The sequence below is a fragment of the Duganella fentianensis genome, assembly GCF_964031615.1.
GTDB lineage: Bacteria > Pseudomonadota > Gammaproteobacteria > Burkholderiales > Burkholderiaceae_D > Rugamonas > Rugamonas fentianensis_A.
Genome location: NZ_CAXIQN010000022.1, coordinates 73496 through 89250, shown reverse-complemented (window position 1 = coordinate 89250; position 15755 = coordinate 73496). Strand labels below are relative to the sequence as shown.

General features: G+C 60.1%; 13 protein-coding genes. 5 read left to right on the top strand and 8 right to left on the bottom strand.

Annotated elements, in window-relative coordinates; genetic code table 11:
- Positions 1 to 120: 120 nt before the first annotated feature.
- Together ABNT42_RS17500 and ABNT42_RS17495 are read left to right on the top strand one after the other, a co-directional pair.
- A complete protein-coding gene (locus tag ABNT42_RS17500) occupies positions 121 to 1503 on the top strand; it encodes a peptidoglycan DD-metalloendopeptidase family protein (protein WP_348699095.1) in 1383 nt (460 codons plus the stop codon).
- Positions 1504 to 1515: 12 nt separating this feature from the next.
- Positions 1516 to 2625 carry an anhydro-N-acetylmuramic acid kinase gene (locus ABNT42_RS17495; protein WP_348699093.1) on the top strand — a complete coding sequence of 370 codons (1110 nt, stop codon included), beginning with the start codon at positions 1516 to 1518 and terminating at the stop codon, positions 2623 to 2625.
- 204 nt (positions 2626 to 2829) lie between these two features.
- Here the strand turns inward: ABNT42_RS17495 and erpA are convergent, their stop codons facing one another.
- The 5 genes from erpA to rplM all read right to left on the bottom strand — a co-directional run bounded on the left by erpA (position 2830) and on the right by rplM (position 6243).
- On the bottom strand, positions 2830 to 3192 hold the full coding sequence (erpA, locus tag ABNT42_RS17490; protein WP_155434246.1) for an iron-sulfur cluster insertion protein ErpA: 363 nt from the start codon (positions 3190 to 3192) through the stop codon (positions 2830 to 2832).
- A 225-nt stretch (positions 3193 to 3417) separates the two neighbouring features.
- Entirely contained in the window at positions 3418 to 4455 is a 1038-nt protein-coding gene (argC, locus tag ABNT42_RS17485) for an N-acetyl-gamma-glutamyl-phosphate reductase (protein ID WP_348699090.1), read from the bottom strand.
- 96 nt (positions 4456 to 4551) lie between these two features.
- On the bottom strand, positions 4552 to 5265 hold the full coding sequence (locus ABNT42_RS17480; protein ID WP_348699088.1) for a PEP-CTERM sorting domain-containing protein: 714 nt from the start codon (positions 5263 to 5265) through the stop codon (positions 4552 to 4554).
- A 147-nt stretch (positions 5266 to 5412) separates the two neighbouring features.
- On the bottom strand, positions 5413 to 5805 hold the full coding sequence (rpsI, locus tag ABNT42_RS17475) for a 30S ribosomal protein S9 (protein WP_154382826.1): 393 nt from the start codon (positions 5803 to 5805) through the stop codon (positions 5413 to 5415).
- A gap of 9 nt (positions 5806 to 5814) precedes the next feature.
- Positions 5815 to 6243, bottom strand: coding sequence for a 50S ribosomal protein L13 (gene rplM / locus ABNT42_RS17470; RefSeq protein WP_155434244.1), 429 nt, complete (start codon positions 6241 to 6243; stop codon positions 5815 to 5817).
- A gap of 240 nt (positions 6244 to 6483) precedes the next feature.
- Between rplM and ABNT42_RS17465 the strand changes: the two genes are divergently transcribed.
- Positions 6484 to 6906: an OsmC family protein gene (locus tag ABNT42_RS17465; RefSeq protein ID WP_348699087.1), complete on the top strand. Its 423-nt coding sequence runs from the start codon at positions 6484 to 6486 to the stop codon at positions 6904 to 6906.
- 50 nt (positions 6907 to 6956) lie between these two features.
- Here the strand turns inward: ABNT42_RS17465 and coq7 are convergent, their stop codons facing one another.
- Both coq7 and ABNT42_RS17455 read right to left on the bottom strand, forming a co-directional pair.
- Positions 6957 to 7595 carry a 2-polyprenyl-3-methyl-6-methoxy-1,4-benzoquinone monooxygenase gene (gene coq7 / locus ABNT42_RS17460; RefSeq protein ID WP_348699085.1) on the bottom strand — a complete coding sequence of 213 codons (639 nt, stop codon included), beginning with the start codon at positions 7593 to 7595 and terminating at the stop codon, positions 6957 to 6959.
- A 51-nt stretch (positions 7596 to 7646) separates the two neighbouring features.
- The gene (locus ABNT42_RS17455) at positions 7647 to 8135 is read right to left on the bottom strand and encodes a hypothetical protein (RefSeq protein ID WP_348699083.1); all 489 of its coding nucleotides are present in this window, start codon (positions 8133 to 8135) and stop codon (positions 7647 to 7649) included.
- A 235-nt stretch (positions 8136 to 8370) separates the two neighbouring features.
- Here ABNT42_RS17455 and ABNT42_RS17450 point away from each other — a divergent pair, with 235 nt between their 5' ends.
- Complete coding sequence (locus ABNT42_RS17450) at positions 8371 to 9264, top strand: ABC transporter ATP-binding protein (protein ID WP_348699081.1); 894 nt, start codon at positions 8371 to 8373, stop codon at positions 9262 to 9264.
- 9 nt (positions 9265 to 9273) lie between these two features.
- Positions 9274 to 12846, top strand: a complete 3573-nt coding sequence (locus ABNT42_RS17445) for a M1 family aminopeptidase (protein ID WP_348699080.1) — start codon at positions 9274 to 9276, stop codon at positions 12844 to 12846.
- A 107-nt stretch (positions 12847 to 12953) separates the two neighbouring features.
- Here the strand turns inward: ABNT42_RS17445 and ABNT42_RS17440 are convergent, their stop codons facing one another.
- On the bottom strand, positions 12954 to 15617 hold the full coding sequence (locus tag ABNT42_RS17440) for a DNA topoisomerase III (RefSeq protein WP_348699078.1): 2664 nt from the start codon (positions 15615 to 15617) through the stop codon (positions 12954 to 12956).
- Positions 15618 to 15755: the final 138 nt, after the last annotated feature.

Below are 15755 nucleotides of genomic sequence, written 5' to 3'. Positions count from 1 at the left end.
GGATAGAATTTGATATAATCCTCGATCGATCAATATTGCCGTATGAAAACGAACTTAGACCACAAGAAGAAGAAATAAAACCCTATCGAATAGTTCAAGCGGCAAATTTTAACTGATTGCATGAACCAAATACATAAAATCACAAGCTCACGCTTGTTCAGTCTGCTAGGTTCGACGCGCAAAGCGCGCATTATCAGCGCGTCTGCATTGTTTCTTGCAGTATGTGCTTTTGGTGCTGCCGGCGTTGCCCCACTGGCGCCTGATGCATCGGATCTGCCCGTGAAGTCGGTTCAGGAAGACGTTGTTGCGCCTGATCTGGGCGCCCAGATCGCCGCCATCGAACAGAAATCCGCTACCGAACAATTCGTCCACGAAGAGAAAATCCGCGCCGGCGACACGCTGGCCACCCTGCTCACCCGTCTGGGCGTGGATGACGAAGCAGCCGAAACCTTCATCAAGAAAGACAGCGTCGCCAAAGGCGTGATGCAGCTCAAGGCCGGCAAGCGCGTGCAGGCTCAGACCGACGAAGACGGCAACCTGCAATGGCTGCGCGCCGTGGTGGTGGATGGCAAGGACATCCCCGTCAAGAATATCCGCATCACCCGCAAAGGCACAGGTTTCGTCGCACAGGAAGAAGCGGCCAAACTGGAACGCCGGGTGGAAATGCATGCCCGTACCATTAATTCCACGCTGTACGCGGCGACCGACTCCAGCGAAGACGGCGCCAAGCTGCCGGACAGCATCGTCAAACAGATCGTCGAGATGTTCTCGACCAGCATCGACTTCCGCGGCGACCTGAAAAAGGGCGACCATTTCAACGTGGTGTATGAAACCTTCTGGCAGGACGGCGAGTTCGTGCGCGCCGGCCGTGTACTGGCAGGCGAATTCACCAACAAAGGCAATACTTACCAGTCCGTCTGGTTCGAAGATCCGCAAAGCAAACAGGGTGGCGGCTACTACAGCTTCGACGGCAAATCGCTGAAAAAAGCTTTCCTCAAATCGCCCGTCGAATTCTCCCGTATCTCGTCCGGCTTCGCCATGCGCGTGCACCCGATTTCCGGTCAGTGGAAAGCCCACAAAGGCATCGACTTCCCGGCAGCCACTGGCACACCAATCCGCGCCGCCGGTGATGGCGTAATCGATTTCGCCGGCACCCAGAACGGCTATGGCAATTTCATCATCATCAAACACTGGGCCAACTACACCACCGCCTACGCACACATGAGCCGTTTCGCCAGCGGCATCAAGAAAGGCAGCAAAGTCAGCCAGGGTGACGTGATCGGCTATGTCGGCACCACCGGCTGGTCGACCGGCGCCCACCTGCACTACGAATTCCGCGTCGGCGGCGATGCGCGCGACCCCAACACCATGAACGTGCAGCAGCAGGCCCCGCTGACGGCCGCCGAAATGAGCCGCTTCAAAGCCTACGCTTCCGACATGGCGCACCGCTTCGCCCTGCTGCAACCGGGCGGCTCGCGCGGTACCCGCGTCGCTGCCAAGTAAGCCCCGCACGACATGGGTCTGTTCATCGGCCTGATGTCGGGCACCAGCATGGATGGCGTCGACGCCGCGCTAGCGCGTATCGACGCTGACGGCATCGCCACACTAGGCGCCGCCTTTCTCGCCTTCCCGCCCGCCCTGCGCAGCCAGCTGATGGCACTACAGGCGGCCGGCGACAATGAAATCGAACGGGAAGCCCTCGCCGCCAACGCACTGGCGCGCGTCTACGCCGACTGCATCGCCCAATTGCTGGCGCAGACGGGACACGCCCGCAACGAGATCCGCGCCGTGGCCGTACACGGCCAGACCATCCGCCACCGCCCCGAACTGGGCTTTACGCGCCAGAGCAACAACCCGGCCCTGCTGGCCGAACTGTGCGGCATCGACGTGATTGCCGACTTCCGCAGCCGCGACGTGGCGGCTGGGGGGCAAGGCGCACCACTGGTGCCGGCCTTCCACCACGCCCTGTTCAGCCATCCCGAGCAAACCCGCGTGGTCGCCAACATCGGCGGCATCGCCAACATCAGCATCCTGTCGGGCGCAGACGTACGCGGCTTCGACACCGGCCCCGGCAATGCCCTGCTAGACGGCTGGATCCAGCGCCATCTGGGGCGCGAATATGATGCAGATGGCGCATGGGGAGCTAGCGGCCAGCTGGTACCGGCCCTGCTAGCCAACTTGCTGAGCGAACCATATTTCGCCCTGCCCGCACCGAAAAGCACGGGGCGCGACCTATTCCACATGGCATGGCTGGAGCAGCATCTGGCGGCCTGCCCAGCCGCTGCCAGTGCCAGTCCGGCCGACATCCAGCACACACTGGCCGCGCTGACAGCGCAGACACTGGCACAAGCCATCCGCAGCGACGCCGCTGGCGCCCGCGCCAGCGCCGTGTATGTGTGCGGCGGCGGCGCCTACAACGCCCTGCTGATGCAGCAACTGGCGGCCGCACTGGGCCCGCACACCAGCGTGCAATCGACGGCGGCGCTGGGCATCGCCCCCAACCACGTCGAAGCGCTCGCATTCGCCTGGCTGGGCCAGCGCTTCACCGCCCGACTGGCCGGCAACCTGCCCGCCGTTACAGGCGCCAGCGGCAGCCGCATCCTCGGCGCCCTCTACCCCGCCTAAACAGCGGGGTCAGGTCGGGCAAAGTGCAAGTGTCAGGTCGGGCAAAGGAACAAACTCAACAGTCGTTTTGTAGAGCTTGTCACTTTGCCCGACCTGACACCGACACTTTGCCCGACCTGACCCCGAATTGCGGAATAAAAAAACGGCGGCGCAACCGGAGTTGCCCGCCGTTTTTTGTTGCCGGCGAGAGCCGGCGCTGGGTCCTTAGACCGAGAACGAGGAACCGCAGCCGCAAGTCGAGCTCGCGGTCGGATTCTTGATCACGAATTGTGCACCTTCCAGATCGTCCTTGTAGTCGATCTCGGCACCCACCAGATACTGGTAGCTCATCGAGTCGATCAGCAACTGAACGCCGTTTTTCACCATGGTTGTGTCGTCTTCGTTGACGATTTCATCAAAGGTGAAACCGTACTGGAAGCCGGAACAGCCGCCACCCTGTACGAATACGCGCAGTTTCAAATCCGGATTGCCTTCTTCCTCGATCAGTTGTGCGACTTTCTCAGCCGCGCTATCGGTGAAGATAATCGGTGCTGGCATTACATCTTGTGCGTCGGCGACAGCGTTCATTTCAGACTCCTAGGTAGAACAATTTGATCCATTATAGACCTTTGGCGGAAATCATGCATTTGGAAGCATCATTTTCCGCCTGCCTGCGCCACGGGGCAGAACAGGGCTGACGCCCGTTATCCCCTAGTGCTAGCAGGGTTTTCCATGCCGCGCCGTAGCGCGTGGAGGGGTGACGCAAGGGCAGCAGTTTTACAAGCAAAGCGCGGCCGATTGCGCAACCTTTTATTATGGCAACAGCGCGATCTGGGTCAGGCCCGTATTTTCCGCCAGACCAAACATCAGGTTCATACACTGCACGGCTTGACCGGAAGCGCCTTTCACCAGATTGTCCTGCACCACCAGCACGATCACGGTGCGGCCATTGCCCGGACGGTGCAGCGCCAGACGCAGCATGTTGGAGCCGCGAGTGGAGCGGGTTTCTGGATGCGAACCGAACGGCATCACGTCGACGAATGCCGAATCCTTGTATTGCTCTTCGAACAGGGCCTGCAGTTCTTCATTGCTGATGTCGCGCGTCAGACGGCCGTACAGGGTCGAGTGCATGCCGCGGATCATAGGCACCAGATGCGGAGTGAACACCAGTTCTACCGGCGCGCTGGTGAATTTCTGCAGTTGCGCCACGGTTTCCGGCGTATGGCGGTGACCGGCCACGCCATAGGCTTTGAAGTTGTCGCTGGATTCCGAGAACAGCGTGCCGATTTCCGCTTTGCGGCCAGCACCGGACACGCCCGATTTGCAGTCGGCAATCAGGCCAGCGGCGTCGATCACGCCCGCTTTCAGCAACGGGTAGTAGCCCAGCTGCATGGTGGTCGGGTAGCAGCCCGGATTGGCCACCAGACGGGCTTTGCTAATGGCGTCGCGGTTCAGTTCGGCCAGACCGTAAGCAGCTTCTTCCAGCAGCTCCGGGCAGGTATGCTCGATCTTGTACCACTGCTCGAACACGGCGCGATCCTTGATGCGGAAGTCGGCCGCCAGATCGATCACTTTCACGCCTGCTGCCAGCAGTTCCGGCGCCTGCGCCATGGCCACACCGTGCGGGGTGGCAAAGAACACTACGTCGCACTGACGCAGATCAGCTTTGTCGGGCGAGGAGAACGCCAGATTCACGCGGCCGCGCAGCGACGGGAACATGTCGGCCACGGGCAGACCATCTTCCTTGCGCGACGTAATCGCCGTCAGCTCTACATCAGGATGAACGGCCAGCAGTCGCAGCAATTCCACGCCGGTATAACCGGTGCCGCCAACTATGCCCACTTTGATCATGTTGTTTGTCCCTTACAAAAGAAAAATGGCGCGTCATGCGCGCATGACCCGCCATTTTATCAGGTAGCGGCGTCACGCGCCGCACCTCACATCAGTTTAGCGACGTGCGCGGCGCACCAGGCCCAGCAGGCCCAGACCCGCCAGCAGCATGCCGTAGGTAGCAGGCTCCGGCACTGGCGTCGGGGCGTTGGCCCAGGATTGCGAAACGATGTTCAGATAGCCGTAGGCTGTCGCGCCCGGCGCCGTGCCAAACGCGCCGCGCATGGTCTCGTGCAGGCTGCCCGTGCTGGTTTCCAGGTTGTAGGACAGCGGAATGAACTGGCTGCCCACAAACACCGCACCCGTAACCGAGACATTGGCGTGCCCCCAGCCGCCATTCATCGTCATGACACTGGCAATCAGGGGGATGGAGAATTCGGTGTAACCATTGCTGGCAATAAAAGTGATCTTGGTGCTGGCGCTGCTGTAGACCAGCCCCTGGTCCGCCCACGATTCGGCCGAGTTCGTTACACTGGACGACCGTGCAAGCGCACCGTTATTACCAACCGGCAAGTAGGTGCTCAGGGAATCCGCGCTGCTGCCCTTCAGTTCTACCGGCACCGCGCTCAGATTGGCGAAGTAACGCACCGTCGTGTCGCTCTGGAGCGAAGTGAAACTGAAGGTCGGGTAGTTGTTGTAGTCGGTCGAATTGAAGGCAATTTGCGACCAGTGGGCATAGCCGTCGATCCCGGCAGATGCCGACGATTGGGCCTGGGCGGGTGCAGCCACAACGGCGGCGGCCAGCAGAACAGCAGACAAGAAGCGTTTCATGGGCGTATTTTCGAATGTGGAAACTTTCAATTATGACAGCTAATTGAAGCTTTAACAACCCTCGAAAACACAACAGCCGCCAGACCCAAGGGTGTGGCGGCTGCCGCAGGGAAGACACGGTACAGAGACCGTGTCGACCAAAGGCGATTAACGCTTCGAGAATTGTTTTGCGCGACGTGCTTTGCGCAGACCAACTTTTTTACGTTCAACTTCACGTGCATCGCGGGTTACGAAGCCAGCGCGTGCCAGGTCACCTTTCAGGCCCGAATCGTAGTCGATCAGAGCGCGGGTGATACCGTGACGAACTGCACCTGCTTGACCCGACTCACCGCCGCCGTGTACGTTGACTTTGATGTCGAAACGTTCAACGTTGCCGGTCAGTTCCAGCGGTTGACGGATTACCATCAGGCCGGTTTCACGGGAGAAGTATTCAGCAGCTGGTTTGCCGTTGACGATGATTTGGCCAGTGCCAACTTTGATGAACACACGAGCTACTGCACTCTTGCGACGGCCGGTGCCGTAATTGTAGTTACCGATCATGTCAGTTCCTTAGATTTCGAGTGCTTTAGGTTGCTGAGCAGCGTGTGGGTGAGTACCCTCAGCGTACACTTTCAGCTTCTTGATCATTGCGTAGCCCAGTGGGCCTTTTGGCAGCATGCCCTTAACGGCCTTCTCCAGAGCACGACCTGGGAAACGCTGTTGCATTTTCAGGAAGTTGGTCTCGTAGATGCCACCTGGGTAGCCCGAGTGACGGTAGTAGGTCTTCTCGGTTGCTTTGGTGCCGGTCACGCGCAGTTTGCCTGCGTTCACGATGACGATGTAGTCACCGGTGTCGACGTGAGGAGTAAATTCTGGCTTGTGTTTGCCGCGCAGTCGGAGTGCCACTTCGCTGGCAACACGTCCGAGGACTTTGTCCGTCGCGTCAATCACGAACCAATCGCGCTGGACTTCATGGCCCTTGGCGGAAAAAGTTTTCATGTTGACTTCCTAATAAGTAAAACACGCTCAAATGGTGGTTCCGCCACAGCTTCAGCGGACTCGGCCTTCTTATTTACTTTCCTGAGCGAATGGAAAGCCGACAAGTATAAACGCCAAATCCGTCCCGAGTCAAGGCTGGATGCGCTTTCCCGCCCGATTCGCCATGCTGCAGTGGCGCTCGCCTGCCAGCCCCGCGCCAGTCCATTACAATACGGCCAACCTTTACACGCGGAGAGCACGATGGAATGCAAAGTTAGCTGGAATGGCCCTTCGGGCATGAGTTTTTTGGCACAGACGGGTTCCGGCCATCTGGTCAACATGGATGGCGCACCGGAGGGCGGCGGCCATAATCTGGCCCCTCGCCCGATGGAAATGGTGTTGCTCGGCACGGGCGGCTGCTCGGCCTATGACGTGGTGCTGATCCTGAAAAAAGGCCGCGCCGATGTACGTGGCTGCGAGTGCACGCTGAAAGCCGAACGGGCCGAGACGGAGCCTAAGGTCTTCACCAACATCCACTTCCACTTCACCGTCACGGGCAAAGACCTGAAACCGGAAGCGGTGGAGCGCGCCGTCAAACTGTCGCACGAGAAATACTGCTCGGCTTCCATCATGCTTGCGAAAACTGCCAACATCACCCACTCCTTCGAAATTATCGAAGCTTGATCTGGATGCAGTTTTAAACGCTGCGCTAAGTTGTCACCCTAGATGTAAGCTTAGATGTAATACGCGGTGCTGGTCATCACTTTGCCCATCACCGCCATCACTGCCTGCACGGGCGCGGGCGTGTTGCTCGCCCCCAGTGCCTGCGCAGCTGCGCCATGCTCGATTTCATCGATACGCATCTGGTCGACAATCGCGCGCGACTTGGCATCCTGCTCGGGCAGCTTGTCCAGATGGCTCTGCAAATGAGCCTCCACCTGCCGTTCCGTTTCCACCACAAAGCCCAGACTGGTGCTGTCGCCGATCACGGCCGCCACCGTACCCAGTGCATACGCACCCGCATAGAACAGCGGGTTAAGCACGCTGATATGCGAACCCAGCTCGTCCAGCCGCTGGGCCGTCCACGCCAGATGGTCTTCTTCCTCGCGTCCGGCCTGCTCGAACTGGGCGCGGATTTCATCGGTCTTGGCGAAACGCCCCTGCGAGTTGTACAGCGCCTGCGCGCACACTTCGCCCACGTGATTAACGCGCATCAGACCGGCGCTATGACGGCGCTCGGCGTCGCTCATTTCCGCGTCGGGGATGTGCTGCGCCGGCGTCGGCCGCGATGCCGAAGCTACGCCTGTGATCACACGCAAAGCCTTGTCGGCGCCAGAGATAAAACGGTCGATCGGGGTGTGCTTGTAAGCCATGACGAACTCGAGAATATGGGAGCGCATATTATACGGCGCTGCCGCTGATTTTTACTCGCTGGCACGCGCCGGAGCACCTTCGGCACCGGCATCGGCTGCAGCCTGCGCAGCCTCTTCGGCCGCCTCGCGCAACTGGCGCTGGCGTTCGATGTAGTCGGCCACAGGGCCCCGTACATCGATCTTGGAGATGTCTTTTGCCACGCTCAGATTCAGCCCCAGCAGGAAGGGAATGTTCTCCAGTGGCACCTCGGTACAGTATTCGCCGAAGGCGCGCAGAAAGCGCTTGGATTCCAGCACGGGCACCACTTTTTCCCCGCTCATGTACTGCAGGATGCTGGTGATGCTGTGGCCCTTGCCGATGGTGTGATAGATGAAACGGTTGAACTGCCGGTCCAGCCGCTTGAAATCCAGGGTTTCCTTGGTCATCAGGCCGGACAGGTAATACAGCCCCAGCGCCACGCGGAAAAAGCCGGTGGATTCATGCCGGTCCACGCCACAGCGGGTGACGGCCAGTATCTTTTCTTGCAACTCAGGATTCATGCAGCCATTTTCCCATATTCGATGCTGTGCGGATACAGAACCGCGCTAGAGTGTGGGTATTTCTCCAAGCACAAGAAATCGGCTGCAATCCAGGTGGGCTTTTTTGCAGCTTGGCGCAATCTTTTTGCCGACTATCGCAATCCGCACCCATGTCCTGCACAAGTTCAATACAATGCCATCTGTGTAAAGTGTATAGCTACGCAGAAACAGGGCCATGCCCGCCACAGGAGTCAGTATGGAATTACGTATCAGCAACCTGTCCAAGACCTACGCGAATGGCGTAGTGGCGCTGGACAATATTTCGCTGACCATCCCGAGCGGGATGTTCGGCTTGCTCGGCCCCAACGGCGCCGGCAAGTCGACGCTGATGCGTACCCTCGCCACGCTGCAGGAATGCGATTCCGGCTCCGTCTTCCTCGACGATATTGATGTACTTGATGAAAAAGACGCCGTGCGCCGCCTGCTCGGCTATCTGCCGCAGGACTTCGGCCTGTATCCCAAAGTCACGGCTTACGAGCTGCTCGACCATCTGGCCGAACTGAAAGGTCTGTCTAGCCGCGGACGCCGGCGTGAAGTGGTGGACGGCTTGCTGCAGCAGACCAATCTGTTCGAAGTCCGCCATCAGCGGCTGGGCGGCTTCTCGGGCGGTATGCGCCAGCGTTTCGGCATCGCCCAGGCGCTGCTGGGCGACCCTAAGCTGATTATTGTCGACGAACCCACGGCCGGTCTCGACCCGCAGGAACGCGTGCGCTTCCACAACCTGCTGTCCGATATCGGCGAAGACAAGACAGTGATCCTGTCCACCCACATTGTCAGCGACGTGGCCGACCTGTGCGCCAACATGGCCATCATCAACAAAGGCCACCTGCTGCTGTGCGGCCCCACCCAGCAACTGATCCACGATGTCAGCGACAAGATCTGGGCCCGCTTCATCGACAAGCGCGACCTGCCCTCGTTCCAGCTGCGCCATCCGGTGATTTCCTCGCGCCTGCTATCGGGCCGCACGCTGATCCACGTGTACAGCGAAAACGATCCGGGCGACGGCTTCGAGGAAACGCTGGGCGATCTGGAAGACGTGTACTTCGCCACCATTTCCGGCCGCCATCAGGCCGACAGCCAGTGCAGTTAAGGACTAGCCATGTTTGCCATCGCCTCCTTTGAAGCGCGCCAGCGCCTCAAGCTGCTCTCCACCTGGGTGTATTTCGCCGGTTTCTTCGCGCTGGCCCTGCTGTGGATGGCGGCTGCCGGCGGCGCCCTGAAGCAGGCCAATGTCAGCTTCGGCGGCGTGATGATCGATTCGCCCCGCTCGCTGATGCTGACCGCCAGCTATCTGGGCTCGTTCGGCGTGGTGGTGATTGCCGCCATGATGGGCCGCTCGGTGCAGCAGGATTTCGAATACGACATGCAGCACTTCTTCTTCAGTGCGCCCATCAGCAAAGCCCAGTACATGTTCGGCCGCTTCCTCGGCGCCTATCTGACGCTGGCCATCATTTTCACCAGCATCATGCTGGGCGCGTGGGCGGGGCGCTACCTGCCCGGCATCGATCCCGACAAGCTGGCCCAGCCTCAGCTGCTGGCCTATCTGCTGCCGTATCTGCTGGTGGTGCTGCCGAATATCCTGATCTTCGGCGCCGTGTTCTTCATGCTGGCGGCACTGAGCCGGCGCATGCTGCCCGTGTATATCTCCAGCGTGGTGATGCTGGTGGCCTATCTGGTGGCGCCCGGTCTGGCGCGCGACCTCGACTACAAAACGCTGGCCGCCCTGATCGATCCGTTCGGCACCATGGCGGTAGGCCGTGTGACGGAATACTGGCCCATCATCGAGCGCAATACCCGCATGTTCTGGCCGGAAGGCGTGTATCTGGTCAATCGCCTGATGTGGGCTTCGTTCGCCATCATCGGCCTGCTGATCGGCTACTGGCGCTTCCACTTCATCGCCAGCATCGACACGGGCCGTGCCCGCACTGAAGGCGAAGCCGCCATTGCACTGAGCAGCACGGCCGAGCAGACCCGTCAGGCGCCCGACTTTGCCGGCCGCAGCCTGCCCCTGCTGCTGGCCAAAATGAGCTGGATGAACGTACGCGAAAGCACGAAGAACATCTACTTCCTCGCCATCGTATTGGCCGGCGTGCTGATGATGTATGCCAGTGCACTGGAACTGGGCTCGCTGTACGGTACCCCCACCTACCCCGTCACCTATCTGGTACTGGAATCGATCAGCGAAACCTTTGCCCTGTTCATGTTCATCGTCACCACCCTGTATGCGGGCGAACTGGTGTGGCGTGAACGGGAAGCCCGCATCAGCCAGATGTTCGACGCCCTCCCCATTCCCAACTGGCTGCCACTGCTGGCCAAGCTGCTGGCCCTGATCGGCCTGCAGGCGCTGCTGATGCTGGTGGTGATGCTGTGCGGTATGAGCATCCAGATTGCGCAGGGCTATTTCCTGCTCGAACCGGGCCTGTATGCGCACCATCTGTTCCTCGTGCTGCTGCCCGAGTATGCGCTGCATGCGGTGCTGGCGATTGCGCTGCAGGTGCTACTAAACCAGCGCTATCTGGCGTATTTCGCCATGATCGTGTACTACATCCTCAGCATCGTCGCCAGTTCGCTGGGGCTGCAGGACCCCATGCTCAACTTCGGCAATACCCCCACGTTCGTCTACTCGGCCATGAATGGCTACGGCCACTACCTGACGCGCGAGCACTGGTATCTGCTGTACTGGAGCGGCCCGTCGCTGATACTGGTGCTGCTGTCGCTGCTGTTCTGGTCGCGTGGCACGCCGCATAACTGGGCCCAGCGGCTGCAACTGGCGCGACAGGGGCTGACGGCGCCCGTGCTGGGGGGCTTCGCAATCGGTCTGCTGGTGTTCGCCTCGGCTGGCAGCGTGCTGTACTACAGCACCCACGTGCTCAACCGCTACCAGTCGGCCTACCAGAAGGACGCCGGACTGGCCGATTACGAACGCCAGTACCGCCAGTATCTGGCGCTGCCGCAGGCGCGCGTCACCGACGTCAAGCTGGACGTAGCGATCGAACCGGCCCAGCGTGCGCTGACAGTCAAAGGGCGCTACCTGCTGCAGAACAAGGGCAGCCAGCCCGTCACCGATGTGATCCTGTATCAGGACCCGAAGGCGTCCAGCCTGAATGTGCGTTTCAGTCAGGCCACGCGCGCCGGCCTGCGCGACAGCCTGCTGGGTTTCTACAGCTACAAGCTGGTGACGCCGCTGGCACCGGGCGACAAGCTGGCGATGGATTTCGATCTGAGCTTCCGGCCGCAAGGCATACTGGGGCTGGGCGAAGATACCCCCGTGGTGGCCAACGGCACCTTCTTCAGCAACGCCGTACTGCCCCATATCGGCTACCAGAGTGCACTGGAACTGCAGGATGCCAACGACCGCAAGAAGCACGGCCTGCCGGCACGCGACCTGCTGCCTGCGCGCGACGATGTGGCCGGCCTGGCCAACAACAATATCAGCAACGATGCCGACTGGATCAGTTTCGATGCCACCGTCAGCACCAGTGCCGACCAGATCGCCATCGCGCCGGGCACGCTGGTCAAGCAATGGAGCAGCAAGGACCGCCACTATTACCACTACCGGATGGAGCAGCCCATCCTCAATCTGTACGCCTTCCAGTCGGCGCGCTATCAGGTCAAACGCGACTGGTGGCAGGATGTCAGCATCGAGCTGTACTACCACCCCAGCCATAGCTACAACCTTGATCGCATGAGCAAGGGCATCAAGGAAGCGCTGGACTATTACACGCGCAACTTCGGTCCCTACCAGAACAAGCTGGTGCGCATCGTCGAGTTCCCCCGCTACGCCAGCTATGCCCAATCGTTGCCCACCACCATCGCCTATTCGGAATCGCTGGGCTTCATTGCCAAGGTCAACGACCGCAATCCCAAGGACATCGACTACCCGTTCTACGTCACCGCACACGAAGTGGCGCACCAGTGGTGGGGCCATCAGCTAGTGGGCGGCAACACGCGCGGCGCTACCGTGCTGAGCGAAACGCTGGCCGAATACTCGGCGCTGATGGTAATGAAAAAGAACGTGGGGCCGGAGCGCATGCGGCGCTTCCTGCGCTACGACCTCGACCAATACCTGATGGGACGCGCCATCGAACGCAAGAAGGAATTGCCGCTGGCTGACAATGAAAACCAGAACTACATCCAGTACCGCAAAGGCAGTCTGGCCATGTACCAGTTGCAGGAAGCCATAGGCGAGGCGCGTATCAATGCCGCGCTGAAGGAAATGCTGGCCGAGTACCACCACCGTGCCGGCCCCTACCCATCGGTGACAGTGCTGATCGAAGCGCTGCGCAAGATCACCCCGGCCGACTACGCCTACCTGATCGACGATGTCTTCAACCAGATCGTGCTGTACGAGAACCATGCTGTTGCCGCCAGTGCGCGCCGCCTGCCGGATGGGCGCTACGAAGTGGCGTTCAGCGTCAGCGCAGCCAAAGTGCGCGCCGACGAACAGGGCGCCGAAATGGACATGCTGCTGCGCGACTGGATAGAAGTCGGTATCGACGACAAGGATGGCAACAGCCTGTACCGCGAGCGCAAACTGATGACCCACAAGGACAATCTGTACACGGTGATCGTCAACGGCCGGCCGGCCAAGGCGGGTATCGATCCCGACAACAAGCTGATCGACCGCAAGCCGCGCGACAACATGACCGGCGTCGAACTGCTACCGTTATAAAAGTCGGGGTCAGGTCGGGCAAAGTGACAGACTCGGCAGTCGTATGGTCGAGCCTGTCACTTTGCCCGACCTGACACCGACACTTTGCCCGACCTGACCCCGGGGTTTTATTTGGCGGCGGCTTTCTTGGCGGGAGCTTTTTTGGCTGCTGGCTTTTTCGCTGCAGCGGCCTTGGCTGGCGCAGCTTTCTTGGCGGCCGTTTTCTTGGCCGGTGCGGCTGCTGCCTCGTCGGCGCCATCGGCCACTTCTGCCGCCGCAGCGGCTTTGCCTTTGGCCGGCGCCTTGGCTTTGCGCTCCTCGAACTCGAAGCTGATCTTGCCGTCCTTACCGCGCGTCAGGAAAGCCTTGAACGGACGGCGGGTGCGCTGCGAGACAAAGCCCGGCAGCAGATCAGTCTTGCCGTCGTTGAGCAGCTTGGCCATCTGCTCGGGCAGGATTTCCTGCTGCAGAATGATGCGGCCACTGCGGAAGTCGCAAGTTTTCGGCTTAGCGACGGTGTTTTCGCACACATAGGCCAGCCCCATGTCGTACACGCCACCCTGACATTTCGGGCAGGCGCCCAGCGGCGTCTGGCCGCTGAAATCAACTGGCTCGCTATCCTCGGCATCATCGTTCTGGCCGAAGTCGAACTCCAGCTTGAAGTTGCTGATGTCTTCGTCACGCACGATGCGCAGGATGGCGGCAAACGGACGGCCCATCTTGGAGCGGAAGCCCTGCAGCGGACCGATGGTACGGTCTTTCAGCAGCTGTTCCACTTCCTCGATTTCAAACTGGCGGCTGCCCGGCGTTTTACTCATCGAGAATTCGCACTTGGTGCAGGCAAAGCGGCGATAGTTTTCTTTCACCACGCTGCCGCAGTTCGGACACGGCGTGTGCAGCGTATGGTAGTCGCCGGGGATGGTGTCGTTGTCGTACTCCTTGGCACGCTTGACGATGACTTGCGCCATCTGGGCGATTTCGCGCATGAATTCATCGCGCGAGATCTTGCCCTTTTCCATCTGCGACAGCTTGTATTCCCATTCGCCCGTCAGTTCCGGTGCGGTCAGTTCGTTCACGCCCAGACCGCGCAGCAGGGTCATCAGCTGGAACGCTTTGGCGGTCGGCATCAGCTCGCGCCCTTCGCGCAGCAGATAGCGTTCCGTCAGCAAGCCTTCGATGGTGGCCGCACGGGTCGCTGGCGTGCCCAGACCTTTACCGGCCATGGCGTCACGCAGTTCATCGTCTTCCACCAGTTTGCCCGCGCCTTCCATGGCCGACAGCAGCGTCGCTTCCGTATAGCGTGCTGGCGGTTTGGTGACCAGACCGTTGGCATGTACCTGATCAGTCAGGACCGATTCGCCTTTGGCGACGGGGACCAGATTGCCTTTAGCATCGCCATCGGCACTGTTCGGGTCTTTGGCGTCGGCCTCTTTGCCGTAGATGGCCAGCCAGCCCGGATTGGTCATCACCTTGCCTTCAGTCTTGAACTGGTGGCCGGCCACTTCCGTGTAGCGCGTGGTGACCTGGAACTCGGCCGCAGGGAAGAACACGGCCATGAAGCGGCGCACGACGAGGTCGTACAGCTTCTGTTCCGGCTCGGACAGATTCTTCGGTGCGATGGTGGTAGGAATGATCGCAAAGTGATCGGAAATCTTGGTGTTATCGAAGATCCGTTTGTTCGGCTTGACCCAGCCCTTGTCCAGAATCTGCTTGGCGAACTGGTGGTAGTTAGGATTTTCCTTGACCACTTCCAGCGCCTGATTCACCGTCGGCATATAGTCTTCCGGCAGGTGGCGCGAATCGGTACGGGGGTAGGTCAGCACTTTGTGCTTTTCATACAGGGCCTGTGCCAGACCCAGCGTGTTCTTGGCCGAGAAGCCGAAGCGCGAGTTGGCTTCGCGCTGCAGGCTGGTCAGATCGAACAGGGCCGGCGCCATCGAGGTGGTCGGCTTGGCTTCTTCCGTGACCTTGCCCTGCTTGCCGCGCACGGCCAGCGCAATGGTATCGGCCGCCGTCTTGCTCCACAGGCGCTCGGCACGCTTCTCCGGATCGTTCTCGTCCTTCTTGAATTTGGTGTCCAGCCAGCGACCTTCGTACACGCCGGCAGCGCAGACGAACTCGGCGCGCACTTCCCAGAAGTCGCGCGGCACGAATTTCTTGATCTTCTCTTCGCGCTCGACCACGATGGACAGCGTCGGGGTCTGTACCCGACCGACCGTGGTCAGGTAGAAACCGCCCTCTTTCGAGTTGAACGCCGTCATGGCGCGGGTGCCGTTAATCCCGATCAGCCAGTCCGCTTCCGAGCGGCAGCGCGCGGCATCGGCCAGCGGCATCATGTCTTCATCGCTGCGCAGATGGGCGAAGCCTTCGCGGATCGCGCCCGGCGTCATCGACTGCAGCCACAGCCGCTTGACCGGCTGCTTGGCCTTGGCGTTCTGGGCGATCAGACGGAAAATCAGTTCCCCTTCGCGGCCCGCGTCACATGCGTTAATGAGGGTGGTGACATCTTTACGCTTGATCAGCTTGTTCAACACCTTGAGCCGCGCTTCCGTCTTGGCGATCGGGTTGAGCGCGAAATACGGCGGAATCATGGGCAGGTGGGCGAAGCTCCATTTGCCACGCTTGACATCATGTTCTTCCGGAACAGCGATTTCCAGCAGGTGACCGACGGCGGAGGACAGCACGAACTCGTCGGATTCAAAGTACTCATCGTGCTTGGTAAAGCCGCCCAGCGTCTTCGCGATGTCGTTCGCGACAGAAGGCTTCTCGGCGATGATGAGGGTTTTTGTCATATTCTGTATCTCGTTTTTAACACTTTTGGGGTCGGTGCAGCATGCGCATCATACATGGCTCGCCGCGCAGTCTGCACGTTTGCGCGCCTGAAGGCAAGAAGGACACGACGGAAATTGTCAAAGTGACTACTTCAAAGC